Origin of the sequence: Gilliamella sp. B3817 (genome assembly GCF_026536705.1) — a bacterium.
GTDB lineage: Bacteria > Pseudomonadota > Gammaproteobacteria > Enterobacterales > Orbaceae > Gilliamella > Gilliamella apicola_I.
Genome location: NZ_JAFNNV010000008.1, coordinates 81,013 through 105,341, shown reverse-complemented (window position 1 = coordinate 105,341; position 24,329 = coordinate 81,013). Strand labels below are relative to the sequence as shown.

Sequence of the window (24,329 nt, the reverse complement as noted above, 5' to 3'; positions counted from 1 at the left end):
CATATACACGGTTGTCTATAGTAATAAACATCCCTTTTACATTGTGATTATCTTCAATACAACTGAGGGGGATCTCTTTGGGTCTCGAACCTTTTACATCACGAAACTCACGTAATCGCATCGCACCTGAATAGGTCACTTCATAGACCATAATTTCAAGCTTGCTGTCGTCTTGATTTCCGATTGGATTACATAAAATATATACATACCCTTCACGTAATGATCGGTAGACATACTTATATTCTTTCCATTCTTCTTCCGGCTCTCTGTCTCCTAGCGAAACCATGCCTTGCGACCAATTAATGTCTTTTCTAAACTTGATGGGAACAATCGATTTTCGTACTAAAAAAATCGGAAAACCCTTCCGTTGACAAACGCCGCATTGACCATTACTTAATACCAACGCTTTTTTATTCGCTTCGTTAACTAATTCGGGATTAAAACTTTCTTCCTGAGGATTTTCTAATCCTTCTATTTTATTTTTTTCTTGATTTTCTTGGTGATTCATTAAGTACTTCTTCCATCCATTTATAACAATTTTGTCAAAATATTTACGCTATTTCGAGTTATTTTTTAAGCTGCTTAAAGCTTGCTTTTCTTGACTTAATAATAGTCCTAATTCGCCTTGCATTTCTTCATTGTCGATGACGTCATTAATGATAGCTGTCAATTTTTCGTTTTGCGTTAATTGACCATAGATTATGCAAAATAAGACATACACTCTTCTATCATTGGGATTTTTCAATTTCGTCCCTTTATGATCATAAAAATAGTTGATAATTTGTGATAGTAATTTTTGCGGTTGCGGTTTATCGTATTCTTCATACAAATCAGTTAATGTTACCGCTATTCGATACAACTCAAATTGATTAAGTTGATTATAGTGTAATAATTGATTTGTAAAGCGTAGCGTAAAATCCCAATCATTTTGAAAAGCTTTTGAATGAAAGGTATATACATCACAATCGGTATCAATAAAGCTATAACTGGTTTCTGCTGGCAATAACAGACCAAGATGAGAATCTGGTTCAATATAACTATGACGAATTAGATCTAATGTAAAGGGTTCATAGAATGTTAAAAAGGGTTTATTTAATGCTTTTCCCGCACGGCTATAAGATTCTAGCAATGCATCGGCCAGTTGTTCAGGTGGTAAAGCGCTGGTTATAAATCCACAAACATATTGTTTTTTTGTTAAATATTCATTTTTTATTTGTATGACTGCCACTGATAATAACTCTTCATTTAAAGATTCATTGGGTTTAGCTATACAGACAATTAATGGACACACGGCCAAATCATGCAAAAGATTTGGCCGTTTAATTATAGCAAGATGATCAGCTGGCATCGTTTCTAATAAAGTTTCATCGAATATTGATGAGAGTTCACTTACTACACCTAATCTGTCAAATAACAGATATCGGTATCGGTGTTGATAATGTTCACTGCTAAGTTCACTAATTAATCGGGTATTTGCAGTAAGTAATTTATCGAGCATTGAATTATTCATTACTACTACCCTTAACAAACTGTAAATTTAAACTTAAAGACTAGCAGGCAAAAACAATTATATAGGGTATTATTTGCGATAATTAGTGGCATCCTATTTATGCTCCTTCCATTTTTTACATAAGTATAAATATCCTAAGCTTTGTACTTTAATTATTAATCTTATGTAAATATATTGAAAATTATCAATAAGAATATCTATTTTTTAAGCAAAAAGCAAAAAAAATTTACACGGTTTTGGTGTTTTTATGATTCAGGATTGATGATTCAGATCATAAATATGAATTTGAGAAAAAATAGAACAATCCTTCAAAGGGTGATAGGTTATTGGCGATGTCTACGATTTCAGATCGTATTATTTGTCATGGCGATATCTAAAAAATTATAGCGAAAAAATCAGCGTTAATGTTTTATAATTGGCAGACGTTAGACAACATTATTTTAAAACTGTCGTTTTGTTTAAAGATGTTTACTTGCTTAAATTCATCATTTAAATTCAACCAAATCATCATGTTGATGATTGACTTTTGCCAAAATTGACTGGATTTTTTTGTCATCATCAATAATTAAATAAAATGGGCGTAATTTTGGATAGTGATTTTTTAGTAAGTCACCTTTTGGAGTACCTTTAGGATAAAATTGAAAAGTAATAACGTTAGAACTGGCTATGATGTTTTTAAAGTCATCCCAATAAAATATCCCTTCTATATCATAAGATTTGACTAAAATTCCTTCTTCAAAAAAGGCAAAATAACTGGTGACAGGCCATTTTAAGCTGTTGTAAAGTTTTTTTAGTCGCCTGATTTCAAATGAAACTGCAATATAATGTTGAATAATCCAAAATACTATCATGATAGCACCGAGCAACATGACTAATAGAAGATTAAAAAATAGTTTATCTGTCGGATTATAATTTAGGTATAGCACAGTAAGCAGTACCCAAGACGCAATTAATGCGATAAAGGTTAGTATTCTTTTTTTAGGAAGGTGAAATCGAAGAACTATATTGTGGATATTGGAAAGAATAATTTTTTTAGACTCTAATTTGACATCGTAATCACACAAAAATTCTGCCTCTTCAGGATCAAAGGCGATATAAGGTTGGTTAACGGCTCCATTCATTCTGCTATTCCTATTCATTGTAGTGATAATCACTTTGCCATTATAAAAGACCCTAACACACATTGCAAAATAATTATTTGTTTATCATAGAGTTAATTTATAGCCTTGGCGATAATGAGCGTGCTTTAAGCATGATAGTAACTGTGTTTGTTGACTATTTTTCGTCCTGTGTTTGTTGACAATGGTTAACTCGGTTACGGTAATTAATTGGTTGTCTGATTTAAATAATCTCATTACAATACCTTCCCTTATCCATTGACAGACTCAATTTTATGATCACGTATCGCCATGCCACACTCAATGATTTGCCTTTTATTGTTGAGGTTTATAATTCGACCATTGCCAGCCGTATGGTCACAGCCGATACATCACCTGTTTCAATCGACAGTAAGCGTGATTGGTTTGAACAACATAATGAGGATAATCGCCCTCTTTGGTTAATTCAGCATCAAAATCAACCTTGTGGTTGGATTAGTTTATCTTCGTTTTATGGGCGACCTGCTTATTCTAAAACGGTCGAAGTGAGTTTATATCTTCATGAACAGTTTCGAGGTAAAAAAATTGGGCAATATATGCTTGCTCAAATTGAAGAATATGCCCGTAAAGTCGGTATCGATAGCATATTAAGTTATGTATTTGGTCATAATATTCCCAGTATCAGTCTTTTTAGTAAAATGCAGTATCAGCAATGGGGATTATGTCCAAAGATTGCCGAACTGGACGGTGTAAAGCGTGATTTAATTATTTTTGGAAAATCACTTATTTAAACGTTGTCAATATCAAATAACTTATGCAATTTATTTATAAGGATACAAGTTTACATGACCATTTCACAAAATTTAATTTATCTAGGACGCCAAGCCAAAATAACCAGTTCACTGATTGTGATTAATATTGCTTGGTTTGTTATATCCCGTCTTTGTGATAGCCGTAGTTTTGTTGATTCTTTAAAAAACTTGTTTTTGGTTGATTGGGGCGCCGATGTATCGCAATTGACTTTTTCGGGCCAATATTGGCGCATGTTCACTAGCTTATTTATGCATGTCAGCCTGTCACACTTGTTAATGAATATGATCGCCTTATGGAGTGTGGGCATCATTTTAGAAAAACGCCTTCCAAAATTTGCCTTTATTGGTATTTATTTTCTTTCTGGATTAATCAGTAATTTAGTCAGTGATATTGCTAATCTTGATCGTACCGTGATTAGTTGTGGGGCATCCGGCGCAATTTTAGGAATTATTACCGCATTATTGGCTTATAGTTTGGTTAATCGGGCCAATCTTAAAGAAATGCCCATCAATGCTATTATCATTAGCTTAGTGCTTACCGCTGGCTTAGGCTTGCTTCCTGGTATTAATAATATGGCGCATTTAGGGGGGGCTGTTGCCGGTTTTGGTTTGGGTTTGGTCGTGTCGTTATTGATAAAATGGTTTGGGTATTCAAGTAAATTTACAATACTGTTTATTTGTTTATTATTTATCGTGACTATCTGGGGAATTTATATGGGCTATGTGCATTATGAATTACCGGATAATTTAAAATATCATTATTAATCACATTATATTGCGCTGATAACTAAAGCTATCAGCGCCTGCTTTATCATATTAAAAACTGTTTAATATTTTCGCCGGATCAATTTTACATGCCCGTTTAGCCGGATAATAACTGGCAATTAAACTTAATAGCATGGCTGTAATAAACACAATTAGCACATCAGTTGCATGAATTTTTGAAGGTAAAAAGTCAATAAAATAGACATTTCCATTTAATACTTTATGCCCGATCAGCGATTCAATTACTTTCATGATATTTGACAGTTGCCAAGCGGATAGAACGCCTAAAACTACGCCGAGTAAACTGCCTATTAAACCCGAAATGACCCCATACCAAATAAAGATATGTTTAATTAGGCGATTATTTGCGCCCAGTGTTTTAAGAATTGCAATATCTCGTTGTTTATCTTTTACAGCTATCACTAATGTCGAAACAATATTGAAACAGGCAACACCAATCACCACAATCATTGCTAAATACATGATTTGTCGTATCATTTGAATGTCTCGATACATAAAACCGTACGAGTTTTCCCAACTGGTGTATGTGACGTTTTCGTCAAGATTTAATATCGCCCTTCCTAATAGGCTTTTAGCTAAATAAACTTGGTTAACGTTGACCATTATTCCTGTGACACTGTCACCAATATTTAAAAGTTTTTGAGCGTCTGATAAGGGGATTAACGCAACATTGTTACTTAAGCTACCACTTAAATCTAAAATTCCCACCACTTGTAAACGCACACGTTTAGGTGGTTTGAGTTGGTTATTATCACTTGATACTGGAATTAACAATGTTATCCATGCACCCTGTTTTACCGACAGTTTTTTTGCCAGTCCCGATCCGATAATAATTTGCTGACTATCGTTTTTAAAATATTGCCAACGATCATCCAATACATATTTTGGCAACGCACTTATGCCTTTTTCGCGCTGTGGATCAACCCCTTGTACCTCAACGGCTCCAAGTTTGCTTCCATTTTCGATAAGCCCTGTAAAGCTGATAAATGGTGCCGCTGAAACGATATTTTTATCTTCTTCTAACTCTTTTTGAATATGCTGCCAGTCATTTAAATTGCCATATTGAGAATATATCTGTCCATGCGGAACAACCGATAACACTCGGTTTTTTAATTCATATTCAAAGCCATTCATGGCACTTAAGCCAATAATGAGTGCGGCAATTCCAATTGCAATGCTTAAAGTTGAGATAATCGAGATAAGTGATACCATGCCACTTTTACGGCGACCTTGACGAAATTTTATTGCCGTCATTAAGGATAGATTCATTTTGTTTTCCACTAAATCGTTTTTTAATGTCCGCTTTCAGAAAGCTGCCCGTCACTCATAACCAATTGTTTATCTAATTTTTTAGCCAATTCAAGATCATGAGTAACAACCAAAAAAGCTGTTCCTTGTTCTTTATTGAGTTTGATAAGCAAATCAAATATGGCATCCGCTGTTGTTTTATCCAAGTTTCCGGTGGGTTCATCCGCCATGACTAAAGACGGGTTATTAATTAATGCCCGTCCTATTGCCACACGTTGACGTTCACCGCCCGATAGTTCGGATGGACGATGTTCAGCTCGGTTTGATAAATTAACCGATGCTAACATGTCTTTCGCCCGTTTTTTGGCTTCGTTGGGCGATACACCACCAATTAAGAGTGGCATAGCGATATTTTCAAGTGCAGTAAAATCGGGTAAAAGGTGATGAAACTGGTAGACAAAACCGATGTCTTGATTGCGTAATTTTGCTTTTGCTTGTTCTGATAATTGATTAAGCTGTTGTGATTTGAATATGATTTCACCTGATGTCGGTTTGTCCAATCCACCCAGTAGATGTAATAGTGTACTTTTACCCGAACCTGAACTTCCGATAATAGCGAGTAGTGATTGAGGATGAAGATCAAATGAAACATTTTTTAAGACTTCAGTCACCATTTTCCCTTCTTTATAGGTTTTATAGAGATTTTTAGCAGTCAGTAATGGCTGAGTATTATTCATAACGTAGCGCCTCGGCAGGTTGAATGGTTGCAGCACGATAAGCAGGATATAAGGTTGATATTAGCGATAACATGAGTAATCCGATAATAATAAAAACAATTTGTGAAGGTTCGATTAATGTCGGTAATTCTATACCTGCAAGCGATAAATCTAAGGTTTCCATGATGTTATTTAAGTTACAAGCAAGTACAAGTCCTAATGTGCTTCCTAGTAGTGTACCTATTACCCCTGAACTTGCGCCTTGTATGATAAAAATTAGCATTATTTTAAAACGTGATAATCCTTGAGTTTTTAAAATGGCCACTTCACCTTGTTTTTCCATCACCAATAAACTTAAAGACGTAATAATATTAAATGCTGCAACAATCACGATAAGGCTAATCAGTAAGCCCATGACGTTTTTTTCCATTTTTATTGCTTGAAATAATTCGCCCCGTTTTGCTCGCCAATCTTTAAATTCAAGTCCTTCCGGTAGCGGAGTATTCGTAATTTCAGCAATTTGTAGAGGGTGTTTCAAAAATAATCGCCAACCGGTAATTGTATTAGCTGGGTAACGGAGTAATTTTTGAGCATCGGTTTGGTTGACGTAAATTAAGGTTTGGTTAATGTCATGGTTAACCGAAAATAGTCCAACAACAGTAAATAAACGTTGTGATGGTATACGCCCCACTGGTGTGACCTGACTGGCATCGGTAACCATTAAACGTATTGTATTACCTACTGTCACGCCGAGTTGATTGGCTAATGTTTGTCCTAAGATTACATTATATTGCCCAGCCTGTAGATCGGATATCGATCCGGTATAAATATAATCTTGAATGGGATCATCATCTTCTGGATTGATGCCCATCAAGGTACTTACATTGATACTTTGTTCACTTTGCAATACCACGTCGCTAGTGACTAACGGCGTAATGCGACTTACGCCATTAATCTGTCCAAATTGTTCATATGCTGTGTTATCTATGACGATTTTGCCTTGTGGTGTGGTGATTTGTGCTTGCGGTAAGAACTTTAACACACTATTTTGCATCTGATCTTCTAGTCCATTCATGACCGATAACACCAGAATTAATCCCAATGATCCAAGCATGATCCCTATCATCGATAACCATGAAACAAAGCGACCAAAGCCATCAGTCTTTTGACCGTATACATAACGTAACCCAATATAAAGCACTAATGGACGAAATATTTTTGACATAAATGTTTATCATTTCCGAAACTTTTTGACAAAGTTTTGCAAGTTAAATAGAAGACGTTTATCATACAGGATTAAACAGTTATAGAAAACATCCAAGTAATTACGTTATAATGTATTAATACTTTTTGCACCAATATCAATTAAATTTATCATGTCTAAAAAACTCAATATTTCAACACTTATTCCACAAAAACCCGGTGAAGTAAAACAGTTTGGACAACTGGTGGGATCATCATTATCGAAACTGTGTGCCGATGCAATTGCTGCGCATAACGGTTTAGTGGTGATTGTCACCGATGATATGCAGCAAACAACCCGCATTTATGAAGAGCTGAAGCAATTTAGCCATTTTCCGGCTATTTCGTTTCCTGATTGGGAAACCTTGCCTTATGATAGTTTTTCACCTCATCAAAATATTGTATCTGAACGCTTATCTTGCCTTTATCATCTTGCACATTTAACCAAAGGCGCGTTAATTTTACCGATCAATACGTTAATGCAAAAAGTTTGCCCAAAAAGTTATTTAGGTGGGCATGTGTTCATTATGAAGAAAGGCTTACAAATTAGCCGTGAACATTTGCGAATGCAATTAGAAAATGCCGGTTATCGCGCTGTTAGCCAAGTCATGGAACATGGCGAGTATGCCACACGAGGCGCACTTTTTGATATTTTTCCTATGGGTAGCGATAAACCTTATCGTATTGATTTTTTTGATGATGAAATTGATAGTATCCGAACGTTTGATGCTGAAACACAACGAACGCTTGAAGAAATTGTTGAAATTGAGTTATTACCAGCTCATGAGTTTCCTTTTGATAAAGCGGCTATTGAATTGTTTCGTAGCCAATGGCGTGCAAAATTTGAAGTCAGATTAGAGCCTGAAAGTATTTATCAGCAAGTCAGTAAAAATATCTTACCAACAGGGATTGAATACTGGCAAGCCTTGTTTTTTAGTGAGCCGCTAACGACACTTTTTTCTTATTTTTTAGATAATACGCTAATTATTAATACGGTCAATATCGAGCAGTTTGCCAATAAATATTGGCAAGATATTAATCAACGTTATGAAAGTCGCAAAGTTGATCCTATGCGTCCTTTACTTGAACCCGCAGTTATTTGGTCTAAAACGGATGAAATCTTTGCTAATTTTAAACATTATCCAAGGATGATTGTATCGAATAACACGGTGGATGAGTCATCGAAAAATATCAATTTACCTTTTATGAGTTTGCCTGATATTGGTTTTCAGATTCAATTGAAAGACCCTTATCATCAATTTAATCAATTCACTGAAAACTTTAATGGCAAGATTATTTTTTCGGTTGAATCAGAAGGTCGTAAAGAAGCATTACAAGAGATTTTAGGTCGAATTCGTATCTATCCAACCAGCATTAATCAGCTTGATCAGCAAGCAACGGTTGATAACCGCTTTTGTGTCATGGTCGGTGCGGGTGAACAAGGTTTCATTGATGAACAACAGCATTTTGCATTTATTACCGAAAATGAACTATTAGGACGGCGTGTTATTCGTCGTAAAAATGAGAACAGACAAGCCATTAATACCGATAGTTTAGTTCGCAGTTTAGCCGAATTAACCCCTGGTAAACCTGTCGTGCATTTAGAGCACGGTGTAGGACGTTATGCTGGGTTAACGACGTTAGAAACTGGCGGTATTACGGCTGAATATCTTATTTTGCTTTATGCAAATGATACCAAACTTTATGTACCGGTTTCATCGCTTAACCTGATCAGCCGTTATTCTGGCGGTGATGAAGAAAATGCGCCTTTAAATAAATTAGGGACAGATGCTTGGAGCAAAGCCAGACAAAAAGCAGCAGAAAAAGTCCGTGATGTTGCCGCCGAATTGTTAGATATTTATGCGGAGCGTGAAAGTAAACCAGGATTTGAATTTAAGCAAGATCGTGAACAATACGAACTGTTTTGCCAAGCCTTTCCTTATCAAGAAACGGAAGATCAACAAAATGCCATTGGCGCCGTTATCGGGGATATGTGTTCACCTTATGCTATGGATCGATTGGTTTGTGGGGATGTCGGCTTTGGCAAAACTGAAGTTGCAATTCGCGCTGCTTTTTTAGCTGTCGTCAATCAAAAGCAAGCCGCAGTTTTGGTACCTACCACCTTACTTGCCCAACAACATTATGAAAGTTTTTGTAATCGTTTTGCTAATTGGCCAATACGTATTGAAAGTTTGTCTCGTTTTAAAACCGCAAAACAGCAACGAGCCGTCATTGATGCACTTGCAGAAGGTAAAGTCGATATTGTCATTGGCACGCATAAATTATTGCAGGAAGATGTAAAATGGAAGGATCTTGGTCTATTGATCGTTGATGAAGAGCATCGCTTTGGTGTTCGTCAAAAAGAACGTATCAAAGCTATGCGAGCCAATATCGATATTTTGACCCTAACTGCTACCCCTATTCCTCGAACATTGAATATGGCGATGAGTGGTATGCGTGATCTTTCTATCATTGCCACGCCTCCTGCTCGCCGATTAGCAGTGAAAACCTTTGTCAGAGAATACGATGATTTAGTGATTCGAGAAGCTATCCTGCGTGAAATTTTGCGTGGTGGTCAAATCTATTATTTACATAATGATGTCTCGGATATTAATAATGTGAGTGAAAAGCTAGCCGAATTAGTGCCAGAAGCACGTATTGGCGTTGGTCATGGTCAGATGCATGAACGCGATTTAGAGCGAGTGATGAATGATTTTCATCATCAACGTTTTAATATTTTGGTTTGTACCACCATCGTTGAAACCGGTATCGATATTCCTAACGCTAATACGATTATTATTGAGCGTGCCGATAAATTTGGTTTAGCGCAATTGCATCAGTTGCGTGGTCGGGTTGGTCGGTCGTATCATCAAGCATATGCTTATTTATTAACACCACATCCTAAATTATTGAGTAAAGATGCCAAAAAACGTCTTGATGCTATCGCAACCCTAGAAGATTTGGGTGCAGGTTTTGCTTTAGCAACGCATGATCTGGAAATTCGAGGTGCAGGCGAGTTGTTAGGAAGCGATCAAAGTGGTCAAATCGAAACTATTGGGTTTAATTTATATATTGAACTACTTGAAGATGCCGTAAAATCCTTAAAAGAAGGAAAAGAACCTACGCTTGAATCACTGTTGACCAGTCAACAAACCGAAATTGAGTTACGTTTACCTACATTGATTCCAGACGATTTTATTCCGGATGTTAATACTCGTTTATCTTTGTATAAACGTATTGCGAGTATCAATAATTTAGATGAATTGACCGATATACAAGTTGAAATGCGTGATCGTTTTGGGCAATTACCTGATGCAGTTCTCTTTTTGTTAGAAACAACTAAAATTCGTTTTCATGCTAATCAATTAGGCATTACTAAAATTGAATTTGGTGAAAAAGGTGGATTTATCGAATTTGGTAGTAATAATAAAATTTCTGTTGATTATTTAATTGAAATCATTCAAAAAGAACCTAAAAATTATCGTTTAGAAGGCAATAATAGATTAAGATTACAAAAAACTGATTTACAACGTGTAGAGCGTATTGAATATATCAAAAACTTGTTAACTGAATTTTCCACACATCAAGCATAACACACAACATCTTGAAAATTGTTTAATAAATAGCTCATTGCTCTGTATAGATGCCACCCACATAGCAATGAGCAGAGCTAAATTAATATTGCCGGTCAATTTGAAGTTAATATAAAACGTTATTTGTTAGCTGAATAAATATCATGTTTTGATTCCTATCTACCAAACATTTTCTTTATCCTTCTTAATGAGTAAGGTCATACTCATTTTGACCATTAGCTATGCTTTTTTATCTGTATCGCTAAGTATGCGATGAAATTAGTATCAGTATTTTCTCTAATAAATTGTGATTTTATAAAATCACTTAAAAACTCGCTTATCGTTCTGAAATCCATTAGAATTGAAAGGTCAGAATCGCATAAAACTATTTATTCATAATAAGATAGTTTATTGATAATAATTTAGTTTTACTCGTCTCTGAATTATGAGCACATAATTTATGTAATAACAATGAATTAAAAGAGAAAACCAATGAAAAAAAGTAAATTAGCTATCGGCTTTGTAGCGCTATTAGCAATCGGATATGTAGGTAGTTCATGGTATGTTGGCAATAAAATTGAGAAAGAATTGGATAGTCAATTAATAAACATTAATGAAACGATTAATGGCTACCAAAATCAATATGATATATCAATCAAAACAAGCAATTATCAAAAAAATATTTTTACATCCAAATTTCACCTTACTATAACCGAAAAACCCCGTATTGAATATGATGTCAATGAACCAAAAACCGTTTTTGATGACGATATAACTATCCATCATGGTCCATTCCCTATGGCCGCATTAATTAAAGGTAACTTTGTCCCCCAATTGGCATGGATTGAATATGAAATGACTGAAAAAGACAATCCAACTCTTTGGAAACTTGCAGGAGATAAACCTTTTATTACCGCCACTATGGGGATTAAATTTAGTGATTATGTCGTCACAAAAATTACCACAAAAGCCTTGAATACTATTGACATGCCTCAGTTTAAAGAAGGAATAGATATTTCAGAAGGCAACATCACCATCACCAGTGATTTAAATGAATTGACCTCATCGATGTCTATAAAGCTTGATAAATTAAGATATAAAATTGATCAGGTTAGTTCAATCTCATTGAGCAATCTTAAGGTTAACTTAGAAAATAAAGGAGATGATATCGTTGATCTAAACTCAAACGTTGATACTTTAACGATAAACGCTCGATCAAGTCTTCCAGTCCAAATAGATATTGATAATATAAGTAGTTCAGCTCAGTACACAATAACATTTGATCCGATCAATGGAGCTAATATACCTAATTATCAATCCAAGATGAACATAGAAAAATTGAAAACAACTGTCTTAAGTTTCAATCCACAAGCGCCATTTGTTTTTAATAATATATTCTTTAAGCAAGATGTTCGATCTAATCCAAATAATAGCTCAGAGGGCAGTTATGAGGCTAGTATTGAATCGTTCAATTTTGGCAAACAAAATTTAGGTCATGGTGAATTTAAGTTTAATTTTGAAGGATTTAACACAAAGAATCCGTTTGAAAGTTTATTCATTGAAAAAAATGCATCTGACTTTTCAAAAATTCAATGGGATGGTTTGTTAAATTGGCATAATGCTTCAGGCGATATTATTGCCAACACATCAGCGATAGTCGATAACAACTTATCAACGGATGACAATAATAATGATATTACCCCCGATCGCATGTTAAGTTATAACATTCAGATTCCATTTAAAGTATTAGCACGTATGTGGGCACAAACGGAAAATTACAATGAAACGGATGTGACTGATGATATGATTGCTGGAAAATTATATATGATTAATTTAATCGCGAAATCTAAGATTAAAGATCATCCTCTTATTTCTATTGATGAAGATAAGCAAGGTATCTATCTGGATTTGAAAACAAAACAGAGTGATTCTGACGTGATAATCAATGGACAAAAAATGAATAAAAATGATTTTAATCGTCTAATTCTTTCTCTTTAAGACTCTTTTTAGTTACGCCTAATTAGCTTGATAGGCTAACTAGGCGTTGCTTTAGGTTTATCAAAATCAAATTAATAATTATAAAAAATAATGGGAAAACAATGAAAAAAATTAAATTTACAATAGGAATAGTTGCAGTCTTAAGCATAGGATATTTAGGTTCAACTTGGTACATTGGCAATAAAATTGAAAATGAAATTGATAATACCCTGTCATTAATCAGTGAAAAAATTAATGTCAGCAAGGATATGAGTAAGATCAATATAACCAAAAGCCATTATGATAAAGGTCTATTTTCCACGAAATTACATCTAACTATCACCGAATCAGTAGATAATCAAACGGATCTTGAGAATGATAAAAATATCCTCTTTAGTGATGATATTACAATTTATCACGGCCCTTTTCCTATCGTCAATATCGCTAAAGGTGATTTTACACCTCAAGTCGCAATGATAGATTATCAAATGACTGAAAAAGCATTTCCAGAGCTTTGGAAATGGTCAAATAACCAATCATTCATCACTGGTCATGCCAATTTAAGTTTTCAAAAAGAGTTCAGTATTTATTTGAAAAATAACCCTATTAAGATAAATCTAGTCAATCATGTGTTTGGCGAAAACAATTTGTACTTAACTGAAGGTGAGTGCTTTTTCAATGTTTCTAAAGATTTTTCAACTGTCAGCGTAAATTCACACTGGGACAAATTAGAATTAACATCGGAATTCAGAAACCTATCCTTGAAACTTGATCAAGTTTCTATCAAAACCGAGCCCGAAAGCAGTCATAGCTCTTTAAATTATGTATTGGAGTTGAAAAATCTTTATTATTCAGAAGAAAATTATGATCTTATTGACAGAAATTATCAATATGTTACGACATATAAAAAAGAGCTAAATTTTCAGGATGTGAAAGCTGTTAGAAATGGTGATTTTAAAAAAGGAATATTACATAACAATTTAACCATAAATAAAGTTATATCCCAGAATTTTTTCAATGACAACGCAACCGCCATATTAAACCAAATATTAATTAATCAATCAGTAAATCAAACTGATGAGAATTATTATGATTCAATAGACTTTAAAATAGGCTCATTAACGTATGGAAACCAAAACCTTGGTTCTATCTCCTCGAATAATGAATTTATAAACATGGATGGAATCAGTATGCTGTCGTTTGTATTAGGCGAATTTGGATTTGGAATAGAATTTAGCGATCCTTATGATGTTAATCCTGATAAAGATAATAGGAGCATGTCCTATAAATTTAATTGGCATACTGATGTCGGCGATATTAATGTTGATTCGCTAGTTGATTATACTAGTCATGAGGATTTTCGTGGATTATCTTTGGACGATAATATCAATCTATTCATACTTAAACTTGATATGCCATTTGACGTTATAAATTATATTGCAGCTCAATTTGAAAATTATCAACAAAACATTGTTACACAAGAACAAATTGATGAAATGGTAATTGAGAATGAGAATGATATAAAATCGAGGTTAGGTGATTCAATTCTTTTCACTTTTGATAAAAATGGAATGAAAGGGATATATTCAGATGCCAACTATTCAGGTGATACACATCAAGCAGAAGTGAATGGTAAAATTTACAGTAAAGACGATTTTTTCACTCATTTTTGATGTGAATTGAGACAATAAATAATTTTTTAATATGCTAGCGGACATACCATGTTATGAACAATCATCTATCTAAATCACCTGAGAATCAATTTAAACGTACTATGCAAACTCGGCATTTAATTATGTTATCGTTAGGTGGCGTGATTGGCACAGGATTATTTTTTAATACCGGTTATATTATTGCAACCGCAGGAGCCGTGGGAGCGATTATTGCCTATTTAATTGGTGCTTTGGTCGTTTTTTTAGTTATGTTGTGCCTTGGCGAACTTGCGGTTGCTATGCCCGAAACCGGTGCTTTTCATACGTATGCTTCACGTTTCATTAGCCCCGCTACAGGCTATACCGTTGCTTGGTTATATTGGCTAACCTGGACAGTTGCATTGGGTTCAAGTCTAACCGCTGCGGGTATGTGTATGCAGTATTGGTTTCCGGATATTTCTGTTTGGGTTTGGTGTTTAATTTTTTGTGCAGTTATATTTGTTTTGAATATTGTGACTGCACAATTTTTTGCAGAAAGTGAATTTTGGTTTTCAATTATTAAAGTCATCACGATTATTATTTTTATTATTGCAGGCAGCGCAGCTATTTTTGGTTTTATACCGATGAAAAACGATATGCCAGCCCCATTTCTACACAATATTATAGATAATGGTTGGTTTCCACATGGATTGACACCTATCATCATGACAATGGTATCGGTTAATTTTGCCTTTTCTGGTACAGAACTAATCGGTATTGCCGCGGGTGAAACTAAGCAGCCTGAAAAAAGTATTCCTTTAGCCATAAAAACAACCATTTTACGGTTAATCATTTTTTTTGTTGGCACTATTTTTGTACTGGCGGCTTTATTGCCCATGGAACAAGCAGGCGTCATTAAGAGTCCATTTGTGATGGTTTTTGAAAATATTGGTATCCCTTATGCTGCCGATATCTTTAATTTTGTGATTTTAACTGCCATTTTATCGGCGGCTAATTCAGGACTTTATGCATCGGGTCGAATGTTATGGTCGTTATCAAATCAAGGTACTTTGCCAAAATGCTTTTCAAGATTAACCACTAAAGGTATTCCAACCACCGCTATAACAGTGAGTATGTTAGGGGGATTACTGGCACTGTTCTCCAGTGTGATTGCACCCGATACAGTCTTTGTCGCATTAACAGCTATTTCAGGTTTTGCGGTGGTAGCTGTTTGGTTAAGTATTTGCGTATCGCATTACTTTTTTAGACAAAAGCTTTCTCAAGAACAAATTATTAATTTAAAATATAAAGCGCCCTACTACCCTTTAGTCCCGATTTTAGGCACAATTTTGTGCGTGATTGCCTGTATTGGACTGGCTTTTGATCCCGAGCAACGAATAGCACTATATTGTGGCATCCCTTTTGTCATTGTTTGTTTTATGGCTTACCATTTGACGCATAAGTATCACACTCGAGTTACTCAAAATGATTAATAATAATCCGATTAAGAATTTATTAAACCAAAAAAACTTTATCATTGTTGACGGTGCACTTGCCAGCGAGTTACAACGTCGTGGATGCGATTTAAATGATAGTTTATGGTCAGCAAAAGTATTATTTGAGCAACCTGAATTAATTCGGCAAGTTCATTATGACTACTTTAAAGCTGGCGCAGACTGTGCCATTACAGCAAGCTATCAAGCAACACCTATAGGATTTGCTAAAAAAGGCATTAATCTCAATGATTCTATTGCGTTAATACAAAAAAGTGTTGAACTTGCACAACAAGCTAAACAACAGTATTTAGGCGAATTAGACCAACCTAGACCTTTACTTATTGCCGGATCTGTCGGCCCTTATGGTGCCTATTTAGCTGACGGTTCCGAATATACGGGCAACTATCAACTGAGTGAAAAAGCCTTTATGGAATTTCATTATGTCCGCATAAAAGCACTTATCGATGCCAATGTAGATTTACTCGCTTGTGAAACCTTGCCTTCTTTTACAGAAATAAAAGCATTAACAAAGGTGATTAAACAATTTCCTGCAATAAGTTGCTGGTTTTCATTTACACTGAAAGATGATCAGCATCTGAGTGATGGAACACCGTTATCATTAGTTGTCGAATATTTAAATAATATTGAGCAAATTGCCAGTGTAGGCATCAATTGCATTGCATTAGAAAAAGTGACATCGTCACTAAATGTGTTAAATAAACTCACATCAAAACCATTAATCGTTTACCCAAATTCTGGCGAAGTATATGATCCTTTGACCAAGCAATGGCACCCTAACCCGCAACATAATTGTACATTTGCTAATCAGTTAACAAACTGGATAGAATCTGGTGCTAAATTAATTGGCGGTTGTTGTCAAACCACGCCTAACGATATTGCTAATATCGCTAAATTCCTGCAAGATAAATAAAACTTTTCGTTGAGTAAGTATACAAAATCAAATAATGTTGATTTTGTATACTTTTGGTTTGATTAGTTGATTTCGATATTATCAAACTTTTATATTCAATCACTAATAAAAGACTTCATATTGAAGAGTAACTTTCTCATCAACGACCGTAATTGAAGGTAATGGATGCTTTAGCGATTTGATGCGAATTGATGATAAAACCAACTAAAGCTGGCGTTGTTTTATCATCAACATTGATATTGTCTATATCAAGTGCATAGAGTGTAAATTGATAACGGTGATTAGAGTTTTCTGGTGGGCAAGGTCCGCCATAATTTGCCGTACCAAAATCATTACGAACTTGCTGACTTCCCTTAGGCAATAAATCAATATTATTACCAGCTGATTGCTTTAACGCTGTCGCATCGACCGGAATATTGACAACCGTCCAATGCCACCATCCTGATCCGGTTGGCGCATCTGGATCATACATGGTTAATGCCAAACTTTTTGCTTCTTTAGGTACATTATTCCATTCAATGCTAGGCGATAGGTTTTTACCCTGACAACCAAATTGATTATAAATAAATTGATCTGTAAAACCATTTTTATTTAAATCAGGACTGGATAGCTGCATTTCAGATGCATAACTGTAACTAGTGAATAACAATAATACTCCGTAAAACAAGGGTTTCAATTTGGTAGAATGACGCATGTTTACTCCTTATATTTTAAATGAATAAAATAAATAACTAACTTATTGACTAATCGGCAGTTTACATCACAATGTTCTATTTCAACCTCATTTAAACTTAGTTGCTAATACTCGCTCAACCGTATCAACTATCGCTTGAGTTTGTGAATCAATTTCTATATTGACTTTATCACCAACTTTTTTATTTTTAAACGTTGTTATCGCTAATGTTTCGGGAATAAGGTGAATTTTAAAACGATTTTCATCTACTTCGCCCACCGTTAAACTAGCCCCATCAATGCCGATAAAACCTTTATATAAAACATACTTTATAAACTGTTTGGGTAGTGTAAGTTGCATCTGGCAATTGGTTGCCGTTTTTTGAATATCAACAATCGTTGCTGTACAAGAGATGTGTCCAGACATGATATGTCCACCGACTTCATCGCCATATTTTGCACTGCGTTCAATATTAACGTAATCATTCAGTTTTTTATCGCCTAATGTGGTTAAAGCTAGCGTTTCTTGCATGATATCAAATGAGACCCAATCATCTGCAAAACCTGTTACCGTTAAACAACATCCATCATTCGCAATCGAAGCACCAATTTCAATATTTTGCGTTAGCTGACTTGGAAGTTTAACTTTATAAGTTCGTAATTTATCTTGATCGTTAATATCAATTATTTGACCAACACCCTGTACAATACCCGTAAACATATTATTTCCGTTTGAATCTTTTGAGATCTCCATTTTATCGTAATCTAATAATAAATTTCTATGTTTATCATTCATTCCTTAACAAATCAATTTAATCGGTTAAGATTGGTTTGAATAACTTATGTTAAGTACTATTAGATATACCCTAAGAACTCTATTTTTTTGATACCCTATTGAAACTCAGTGTTCAAGCAGCGTTATTAGAATTTGTTAGACAAAAACTAGTCAATATTTATTAAGTCATTTTATAATGACATTCTCATTCACTGAGTAAAAATCATTTCTCAAATTTTATTAAGGATTGTTGATGCTAAAACTTATTTTAGCCATTTCATTCGGTTCTGTAGCGGGTGGTTTACTTCGCTGGTTTTTATCACTTAAATTCAATGTGGTTGCCTTTACTATTCCAATCGGAACACTATTATCTAATTTAATTGCTGGCTATATTATTGGTTTTGCCATCGCTTTTTTTAATCATTCTAATCTTTCCCCTGAATGGCGTTTATTAATCGTCACGGGTTTTTGTGGTGGTTTATCAACTTTTTCTACTTTTTCGGCTGAAATTGTTAATTTATTGCAGGAAGGCAGAGTAACATGGGCATTAGCGACAATAGGTATCCATGTTGTTGGCTCGGTATTGATGACTTTTTTAGGCATTTGGACTTATCAATATTTTCGTTCTTGATCGCTTTGTTAGCCTAATAATTGATTAGCCTAACATAACATAAAAAATATTTACAACCTTTAAATACTGTATTAATATACACTGTATATTAATACAGTTAGAGGTCATTATGCTTATTGAACAATCATCACAACAAATTATGGCGTTTGAGTTTGAATCTCCTTTTCAGCAAGTATTACAACAACAGCGACCGTTATTACGTTCATTTAATAAAGCAAAAAAATGGCAGCTTTGGTTATCCGATAGACCGATGTTAAAGCGATCTTGGGTTAACTTTGCCGGTTTAGATAAGCAAAAAGTAATCCATATCACCAATATAAAAAATGAAAATCTGGTATCAACGATTGAAAAAGCTTTACAAAATAAAACGTGTAGTTATGTCGTTGCTTGTATTAAGCAGCTTAATGAACAAGATAAAATACGTTTGCATAACGCGGTGTTAGCCAGTGATACAACGTTATTTTTAGTCAATGATGAATCCAAAGAGCAATATACTCAATACCATTAATCTGAAAAGATGATTATTTTTTAAATAAGTTAAAAGGAAAGTGATAACACCAATTAATTCGATGAAGAATCATCATCATCAATGTACGTGTTCTTTTTTCGAGAATTTTATTGAAATTGATACTTTTTTAGGCGAATTTCTAACTGATAATCATCAAGTAATAATTTGTGAAGTTAACAACTCATTTTTCATCGCTATCGTCATGTCAATACTGTTATGTTAACCGATCTGAATCCGACTGATGCCATTAAATTACAGTTTTAATCGCTTTAAGCTTTTTGGTTCTTCACCTTTTAATAAACGCATAATATTACTACTATGGCGAACAATAATGAGGCAAGAAAGCATAGTTACCGGTAAGGTCAACTCAGGTTTAAACAACCAAACATAAAATGGTGCCATAAGAAACCCGATAATAGCTGCAACTGATGAGTAGCCAGTTATCAATAAGGTCATTAGCCAAGTCAGTATAAAACATCCTGTAAAATCAAGTCCAATCGGTGCCATCATCCCTAATGCTGTCGCAACCCCTTTACCGCCTTTAAAATGAAAAAAACAGGGGAAAATATGCCCAAGACAAGCAGAAATGCCAATAATACCTAAAAAGAAGGGCGATATTCCTATTCGATACGCCAGATACACAGGTAGCGTACCTTTGAACATATCAAAAATTAAGACAACAATAGCAGGTAGTTTACCATTAATTCGTAGGATATTGGTTGCCCCAGGATTGTGAGAGCCATGCGTTAAGGGGTTGGGCAATTTCATAGCATGACTAACTATCATAGCACCTGACAATGAACCACAAAGATAGGCGATGATGATCATCGCTAAGATTTCTAATGACAAAAGCCCCTCCCTAGATGTACCTATTTTCTGATTATTATATCGATAAAAAGTTATACTAATTCAATTAATGAACTTTTTATCGATGTTTATTAATAGAGAAATAAATAAAAGTGGGGAGTTGCCTCCCGTCCTTTTTAATCCTTTAATCAAAATTGACTCTATTTTACTTTCTTTTTTGTTTATCTAATAGTGGTTTTAAATATTGACCCGTGTAAGATATTTTGGATTTTGCAACCTCTTCTGGTGTACCTTCGGCAATAATTTCACCGCCACCATTCCCCCCTTCTGGCCCAAGATCCACAATCCAATCAGCGGTTTTGACGACATCTAAATTATGTTCAATGACGACAATAGTATTACCTTTATCACGTAAAGTATGCAATTGCGCAAGTAATTGTTTAACATCGGCAAAGTGCAAGCCAGTCGTCGGCTCATCTAAAATATAGAGCGTACTACCTGTGTCACGTTTTGATAGTTCTTTGGCTAATTTAACTCGCTGAGCTTCCCCACCCGATAATGTCGTTGCCGATTGACCAATGGTAATGTAAGCCAAACCAACATCAATCAGGGTTTGTAATTTTCGAGAGATCATTGGAACCGCATCAAAAAATTCACGCCCTTCTTCAACGGTCATATTTAAAATTTCGTTAATAGATTTACCTTTGTATTTGATCTCAAGCGTTTCACGATTATAGCGTGCACCATGACATTGATCACATGGTACATAAATATCAGGTAAAAAGTGCATTTCAACTTTAATTAAGCCATCGCCTTGACAAGCCTCACAACGTCCACCTTTTACATTAAAGCTAAATCGCCCCGGATTGTACCCTCTGGCTCGTGCTTCAGGTACTCCTGCATAAAGCTCACGAATCGATGTAAAAAATCCGGTATAAGTAGCAGGATTTGAACGTGGTGTTCGTCCAATCGGACTTTGATCTATCGCGATAACTTTATCAAAAAAGTTAAGACCTTTAATGGATTTATAAGGTGCAATATCACTTTTTTCAGCGCCATTGAGTTCATTTTGAGCGAGTGGGTATAAAGTATCATTAATTAAAGTGGATTTGCCCGATCCCGATACCCCAGTGAGACAGGTAAACAGTCCGACCGGAATATTTAACGTGACATCTTTAAGATTATTACCCGTTGCCCCGATTAGCGATAACATCCGTTTTTTATCAACTTTGGTACGCGTTGCGGGGATTTCGATTTTTTCTTTACCGGATAAATATTTTCCTGTAAGCGATGCATTATTTTCCATGATTTGTTTAGGTGTTCCTTGAGCCACAACTTCGCCCCCGTGAACCCCTGCCCCCGGACCAATATCAATCACGTAATCGGCAGCCATAATCGCTTCTTCATCGTGTTCAACCACAATGACGGTATTACCTAAATCACGTAAATGAGTCAATGTATCAATTAAGCGAGTATTATCACGCTGATGTAGACCGATAGAAGGCTCATCAAGTACATACATTACGCCAACTAAACCGGCACCGATTTGACTGGCTAAGCGAATACGTTGCGCTTCACCGCCGGATAAGGTTTCTGCCGAACGTGATAACGTTAAATAATTAAGTCCAACATTAATTAAAAACTGTAATCGGTCATTAATTTCTTTCAGAATTTTTTCTGCAATTTGGGCACGTTGGCCGGTTAATACTAAGTTGTCAAAAAATTCTTTTGCTTGTTGAGTACTTAAATCACTAATCGTTGGTAAATTTGTATCGTTAATAAATACATGTCTTGCTGTTGTACATAACCTTGATCCATGACAACAAGGACACGGGCGGTTACTGATGTATTTAGCTAATTCTTCACGAATCGTTTGTGATTCGGTTTCTTTGTAGCGACGCGTTAAGTTATTTATAATACCTTCAAAAGTATGTTTTCGTTTGACAACATCACCACGATCATTGGTATAAACAAAGGTAATTTCGGTACTACCCGAACCATTTAATAAAATATCTTTTATTTTTTCAGGTAATTTTTCGTAAGGCTTATCAATATCAAATTTATAGTGATCCGCCAAAGATTTTAACATCTGAAAATAGTAAAAATTACGACGATCCCAGCCTTTTATTGCGCCCGCAGCTAACGAAACTTCAGGCATTTGTACAATGCGTTTAGGATCAAAGTACTGTTGAACACCTAAACCATCACATTCGGGACAAGCACCCGCTGGATTATTAAATGAAAATAAACGAGGTTCCAACTCAGAAATGCTGTAACCACAAATTGGGCAGGCAAAATTAGCCGAAAATATTTTTTCTTCAGCTTTTGGATCATCCAAATTAGCTACTTTAACTATACCATTGGTAATGGATAGTGCTGTTTCAATCGATTCTGCCAGACGTAGTTTTAAATCATCACGAATACGAAAACGATCGACAACAACTTCAATAGTATGTTTCTTTTGTAATTCAAGTTGTGGTGGATCAGATAAATCATAGACATCTCCGTCTACCCTTACCCGTATATAACCGCTTGCAGAAAGCTGTTCAAAAAGCTTAACAAACTCCCCTTTACGTTCGGTCACCACTGGAGCAAGTAGCATATATCGATTTTCAGCTGGTAATGCCATAATGCTATCGACCATTTGCGACACGGTTTGCGCTGCTAACGGTAAATTATGATTTGGACAACGAGGCTCTCCTATTCGGGCAAAAAGTAACCTGAGATAATCATAAATTTCAGTAATCGTACCGACCGTTGAACGTGGATTATGCGATGTAGATTTTTGTTCAATTGAAATCGCTGGCGATAATCCTTCAATGTGATCAACATCGGGTTTTTCCATTAATGATAAAAACTGTCGTGCATAGGCGGATAATGACTCGACATAACGCCGTTGCCCTTCTGCATAAAGCGTATCAAATGCTAATGAAGATTTACCAGAACCTGAAAGCCCGGTAATAACGACAAGTTTATCGCGTGGAATAATGACATTAATATTTTTTAAGTTGTGCGTTCTCGCACCTCGAATATCGATATCTTTAATTGACATAGATCTCTTCTTAAGTATGTTTTTTGTACAATTCAAATGAAAATTTAACTGTATATTATACCAGTGATGAGTGATGAAATATAGTACTAATTCACCGTTGATGAGTTTATGGGTTTTACGGTTTTTTTATTAACGCTAACAAATTTATCAATAAAATTCAATGAGCAAAATATCATAATGAGTTTTATCGTACTCCGTTAATGCCAGAACATTTAAGCATAATGTGCCAGTTAACCGACTTTTCGAAGTAAGCATTGAAAATAGATGTTCACTATTTATTAAACTCATTTGCTTGGATGCAATTTTGGCAAGTATGTCATAGTATATGCGCTAAATTCATCTCAATTTAGCGCAATGATTCCTAAATTAAAGATGATCTAAGGCTATTTTAATGACCACTTTACGAACAGTATTAATGTTATTGTTTATTGCACACAAAGGTTTATGGACTTCATTAGGAAAAAAAACAATGAAATCGTTTGAATGCAAAACCAGTAATGTTTCTTCCTTCGGGGTTTCAACAAATGCAATATCGTTAGTAGTAAGTTGATCATCGAGCCTGTTAGTGTAAGGTGGTAAAGTATTAATCGCCATTCCCTCTTGACCGTCTAATACAATTTGCACATCAATATATTTTTGATGATATTCAGGGTTAGCCTTGTCAATGTGACGAGTTGAACTATCAGATAGCATAAAAAATATCTTATCACCGTCAATGTCATAACGCCCTATAGGCGTATTTTGATTGACATTATCTTTGATATATTCAATCGATTGCTTTATTTTGGCAGGCAAATAAGGGACTAAATTTAAATGGTTAATATTACCTAAAATCATATTTGATAATCCTTCATAAATGAAACATT

General features: G+C 34.9%; 20 protein-coding genes. 9 read left to right on the top strand and 11 right to left on the bottom strand.

Going from position 1 to position 24,329, the window contains the following annotated elements; genetic code table 11:
• The 3 genes from J3U36_RS09620 to J3U36_RS09610 all read right to left on the bottom strand — a co-directional run.
• On the bottom strand, positions 1–508 hold a 508-nt coding region (locus tag J3U36_RS09620), incomplete at its 3' end, for a toxin VasX (RefSeq protein ID WP_267385898.1).
• A gap of 48 nt (positions 509–556) precedes the next feature.
• Positions 557–1,510 carry a hypothetical protein gene (locus J3U36_RS09615; protein WP_267380120.1) on the bottom strand — a complete coding sequence of 318 codons (954 nt, stop codon included), beginning with the start codon at positions 1,508–1,510 and terminating at the stop codon, positions 557–559.
• 485 nt (positions 1,511–1,995) lie between these two features.
• On the bottom strand, positions 1,996–2,631 hold the full coding sequence (locus tag J3U36_RS09610) for a hypothetical protein (protein WP_267380119.1): 636 nt from the start codon (positions 2,629–2,631) through the stop codon (positions 1,996–1,998).
• Positions 2,632–2,903: 272 nt separating this feature from the next.
• Here J3U36_RS09610 and J3U36_RS09605 point away from each other — a divergent pair, with 272 nt between their 5' ends.
• Both J3U36_RS09605 and J3U36_RS09600 read left to right on the top strand, forming a co-directional pair.
• Positions 2,904–3,398: a GNAT family N-acetyltransferase gene (locus J3U36_RS09605; RefSeq protein ID WP_267380118.1), complete on the top strand. Its 495-nt coding sequence runs from the start codon at positions 2,904–2,906 to the stop codon at positions 3,396–3,398.
• A 54-nt stretch (positions 3,399–3,452) separates the two neighbouring features.
• The gene (locus J3U36_RS09600; RefSeq protein ID WP_267380117.1) at positions 3,453–4,184 is read left to right on the top strand and encodes a rhomboid family intramembrane serine protease; all 732 of its coding nucleotides are present in this window, start codon (positions 3,453–3,455) and stop codon (positions 4,182–4,184) included.
• 51 nt (positions 4,185–4,235) lie between these two features.
• Here the strand turns inward: J3U36_RS09600 and lolE are convergent, their stop codons facing one another.
• Genes lolE through lolC form a run of 3 tightly spaced genes read right to left on the bottom strand, consistent with a single transcriptional unit; the run spans position 4,236 to position 7,385 of the window.
• Entirely contained in the window at positions 4,236–5,474 is a 1,239-nt protein-coding gene (gene lolE, locus J3U36_RS09595) for a lipoprotein-releasing ABC transporter permease subunit LolE (protein WP_267380116.1), read from the bottom strand.
• Positions 5,475–5,497: 23 nt separating this feature from the next.
• Complete coding sequence (lolD, locus tag J3U36_RS09590; protein WP_267380115.1) at positions 5,498–6,190, bottom strand: lipoprotein-releasing ABC transporter ATP-binding protein LolD; 693 nt, start codon at positions 6,188–6,190, stop codon at positions 5,498–5,500.
• Positions 6,183–7,385, bottom strand: a complete 1,203-nt coding sequence (gene lolC, locus J3U36_RS09585; RefSeq protein ID WP_416379841.1) for a lipoprotein-releasing ABC transporter permease subunit LolC — start codon at positions 7,383–7,385, stop codon at positions 6,183–6,185. The genes lolD and lolC overlap by 8 nt, the downstream gene beginning before the upstream one ends.
• Before the next feature lie 160 nt (positions 7,386–7,545).
• On the opposite strand from lolC, the gene mfd reads away from it, so the two are divergent.
• The 5 genes from mfd (at position 7,546) to mmuM (ending at position 17,018) form a co-directional block, all read left to right on the top strand.
• Positions 7,546–11,004: a transcription-repair coupling factor gene (gene mfd, locus J3U36_RS09580; RefSeq protein WP_267380113.1), complete on the top strand. Its 3,459-nt coding sequence runs from the start codon at positions 7,546–7,548 to the stop codon at positions 11,002–11,004.
• Positions 11,005–11,475: 471 nt separating this feature from the next.
• Positions 11,476–12,981 carry a DUF945 family protein gene (locus tag J3U36_RS09575; RefSeq protein WP_267380112.1) on the top strand — a complete coding sequence of 502 codons (1,506 nt, stop codon included), beginning with the start codon at positions 11,476–11,478 and terminating at the stop codon, positions 12,979–12,981.
• A gap of 101 nt (positions 12,982–13,082) precedes the next feature.
• Complete coding sequence (locus J3U36_RS09570; protein WP_267380111.1) at positions 13,083–14,633, top strand: DUF945 family protein; 1,551 nt, start codon at positions 13,083–13,085, stop codon at positions 14,631–14,633.
• A gap of 53 nt (positions 14,634–14,686) precedes the next feature.
• The gene (mmuP, locus tag J3U36_RS09565; protein WP_267380109.1) at positions 14,687–16,084 is read left to right on the top strand and encodes an S-methylmethionine permease; all 1,398 of its coding nucleotides are present in this window, start codon (positions 14,687–14,689) and stop codon (positions 16,082–16,084) included.
• Complete coding sequence (gene mmuM, locus J3U36_RS09560; protein WP_267380108.1) at positions 16,077–17,018, top strand: homocysteine S-methyltransferase; 942 nt, start codon at positions 16,077–16,079, stop codon at positions 17,016–17,018. The genes mmuP and mmuM overlap by 8 nt, the downstream gene beginning before the upstream one ends.
• A gap of 139 nt (positions 17,019–17,157) precedes the next feature.
• Here mmuM and J3U36_RS09555 read toward each other — a convergent pair whose 3' ends face one another.
• Positions 17,158–17,712, bottom strand: a complete 555-nt coding sequence (locus J3U36_RS09555) for a YbhB/YbcL family Raf kinase inhibitor-like protein (RefSeq protein WP_267351899.1) — start codon at positions 17,710–17,712, stop codon at positions 17,158–17,160.
• Between the two features lie 87 nt (positions 17,713–17,799).
• Positions 17,800–18,411: a riboflavin synthase subunit alpha gene (locus J3U36_RS09550; protein WP_267351897.1), complete on the bottom strand. Its 612-nt coding sequence runs from the start codon at positions 18,409–18,411 to the stop codon at positions 17,800–17,802.
• Between the two features lie 307 nt (positions 18,412–18,718).
• Here J3U36_RS09550 and crcB point away from each other — a divergent pair, with 307 nt between their 5' ends.
• Together crcB and J3U36_RS09540 are read left to right on the top strand one after the other, a co-directional pair.
• Positions 18,719–19,096 (top strand): fluoride efflux transporter CrcB, encoded by a 378-nt coding sequence (crcB, locus tag J3U36_RS09545; protein ID WP_267351896.1) that lies wholly within the window; start codon positions 18,719–18,721, stop codon positions 19,094–19,096.
• Between the two features lie 109 nt (positions 19,097–19,205).
• Positions 19,206–19,604 (top strand): cell division inhibitor SulA, encoded by a 399-nt coding sequence (locus J3U36_RS09540; RefSeq protein WP_267351895.1) that lies wholly within the window; start codon positions 19,206–19,208, stop codon positions 19,602–19,604.
• Between the two features lie 252 nt (positions 19,605–19,856).
• Here J3U36_RS09540 and plsY read toward each other — a convergent pair whose 3' ends face one another.
• The 3 genes from plsY to J3U36_RS09525 form a co-directional block, all read right to left on the bottom strand.
• Positions 19,857–20,453, bottom strand: a complete 597-nt coding sequence (gene plsY / locus J3U36_RS09535) for a glycerol-3-phosphate 1-O-acyltransferase PlsY (RefSeq protein WP_267380107.1) — start codon at positions 20,451–20,453, stop codon at positions 19,857–19,859.
• Between the two features lie 163 nt (positions 20,454–20,616).
• Positions 20,617–23,457 (bottom strand): excinuclease ABC subunit UvrA, encoded by a 2,841-nt coding sequence (gene uvrA, locus J3U36_RS09530; RefSeq protein ID WP_416379840.1) that lies wholly within the window; start codon positions 23,455–23,457, stop codon positions 20,617–20,619.
• A 372-nt stretch (positions 23,458–23,829) separates the two neighbouring features.
• Complete coding sequence (locus J3U36_RS09525) at positions 23,830–24,300, bottom strand: YhcH/YjgK/YiaL family protein (RefSeq protein WP_267351891.1); 471 nt, start codon at positions 24,298–24,300, stop codon at positions 23,830–23,832.
• Positions 24,301–24,329 lie beyond the last annotated feature (29 nt).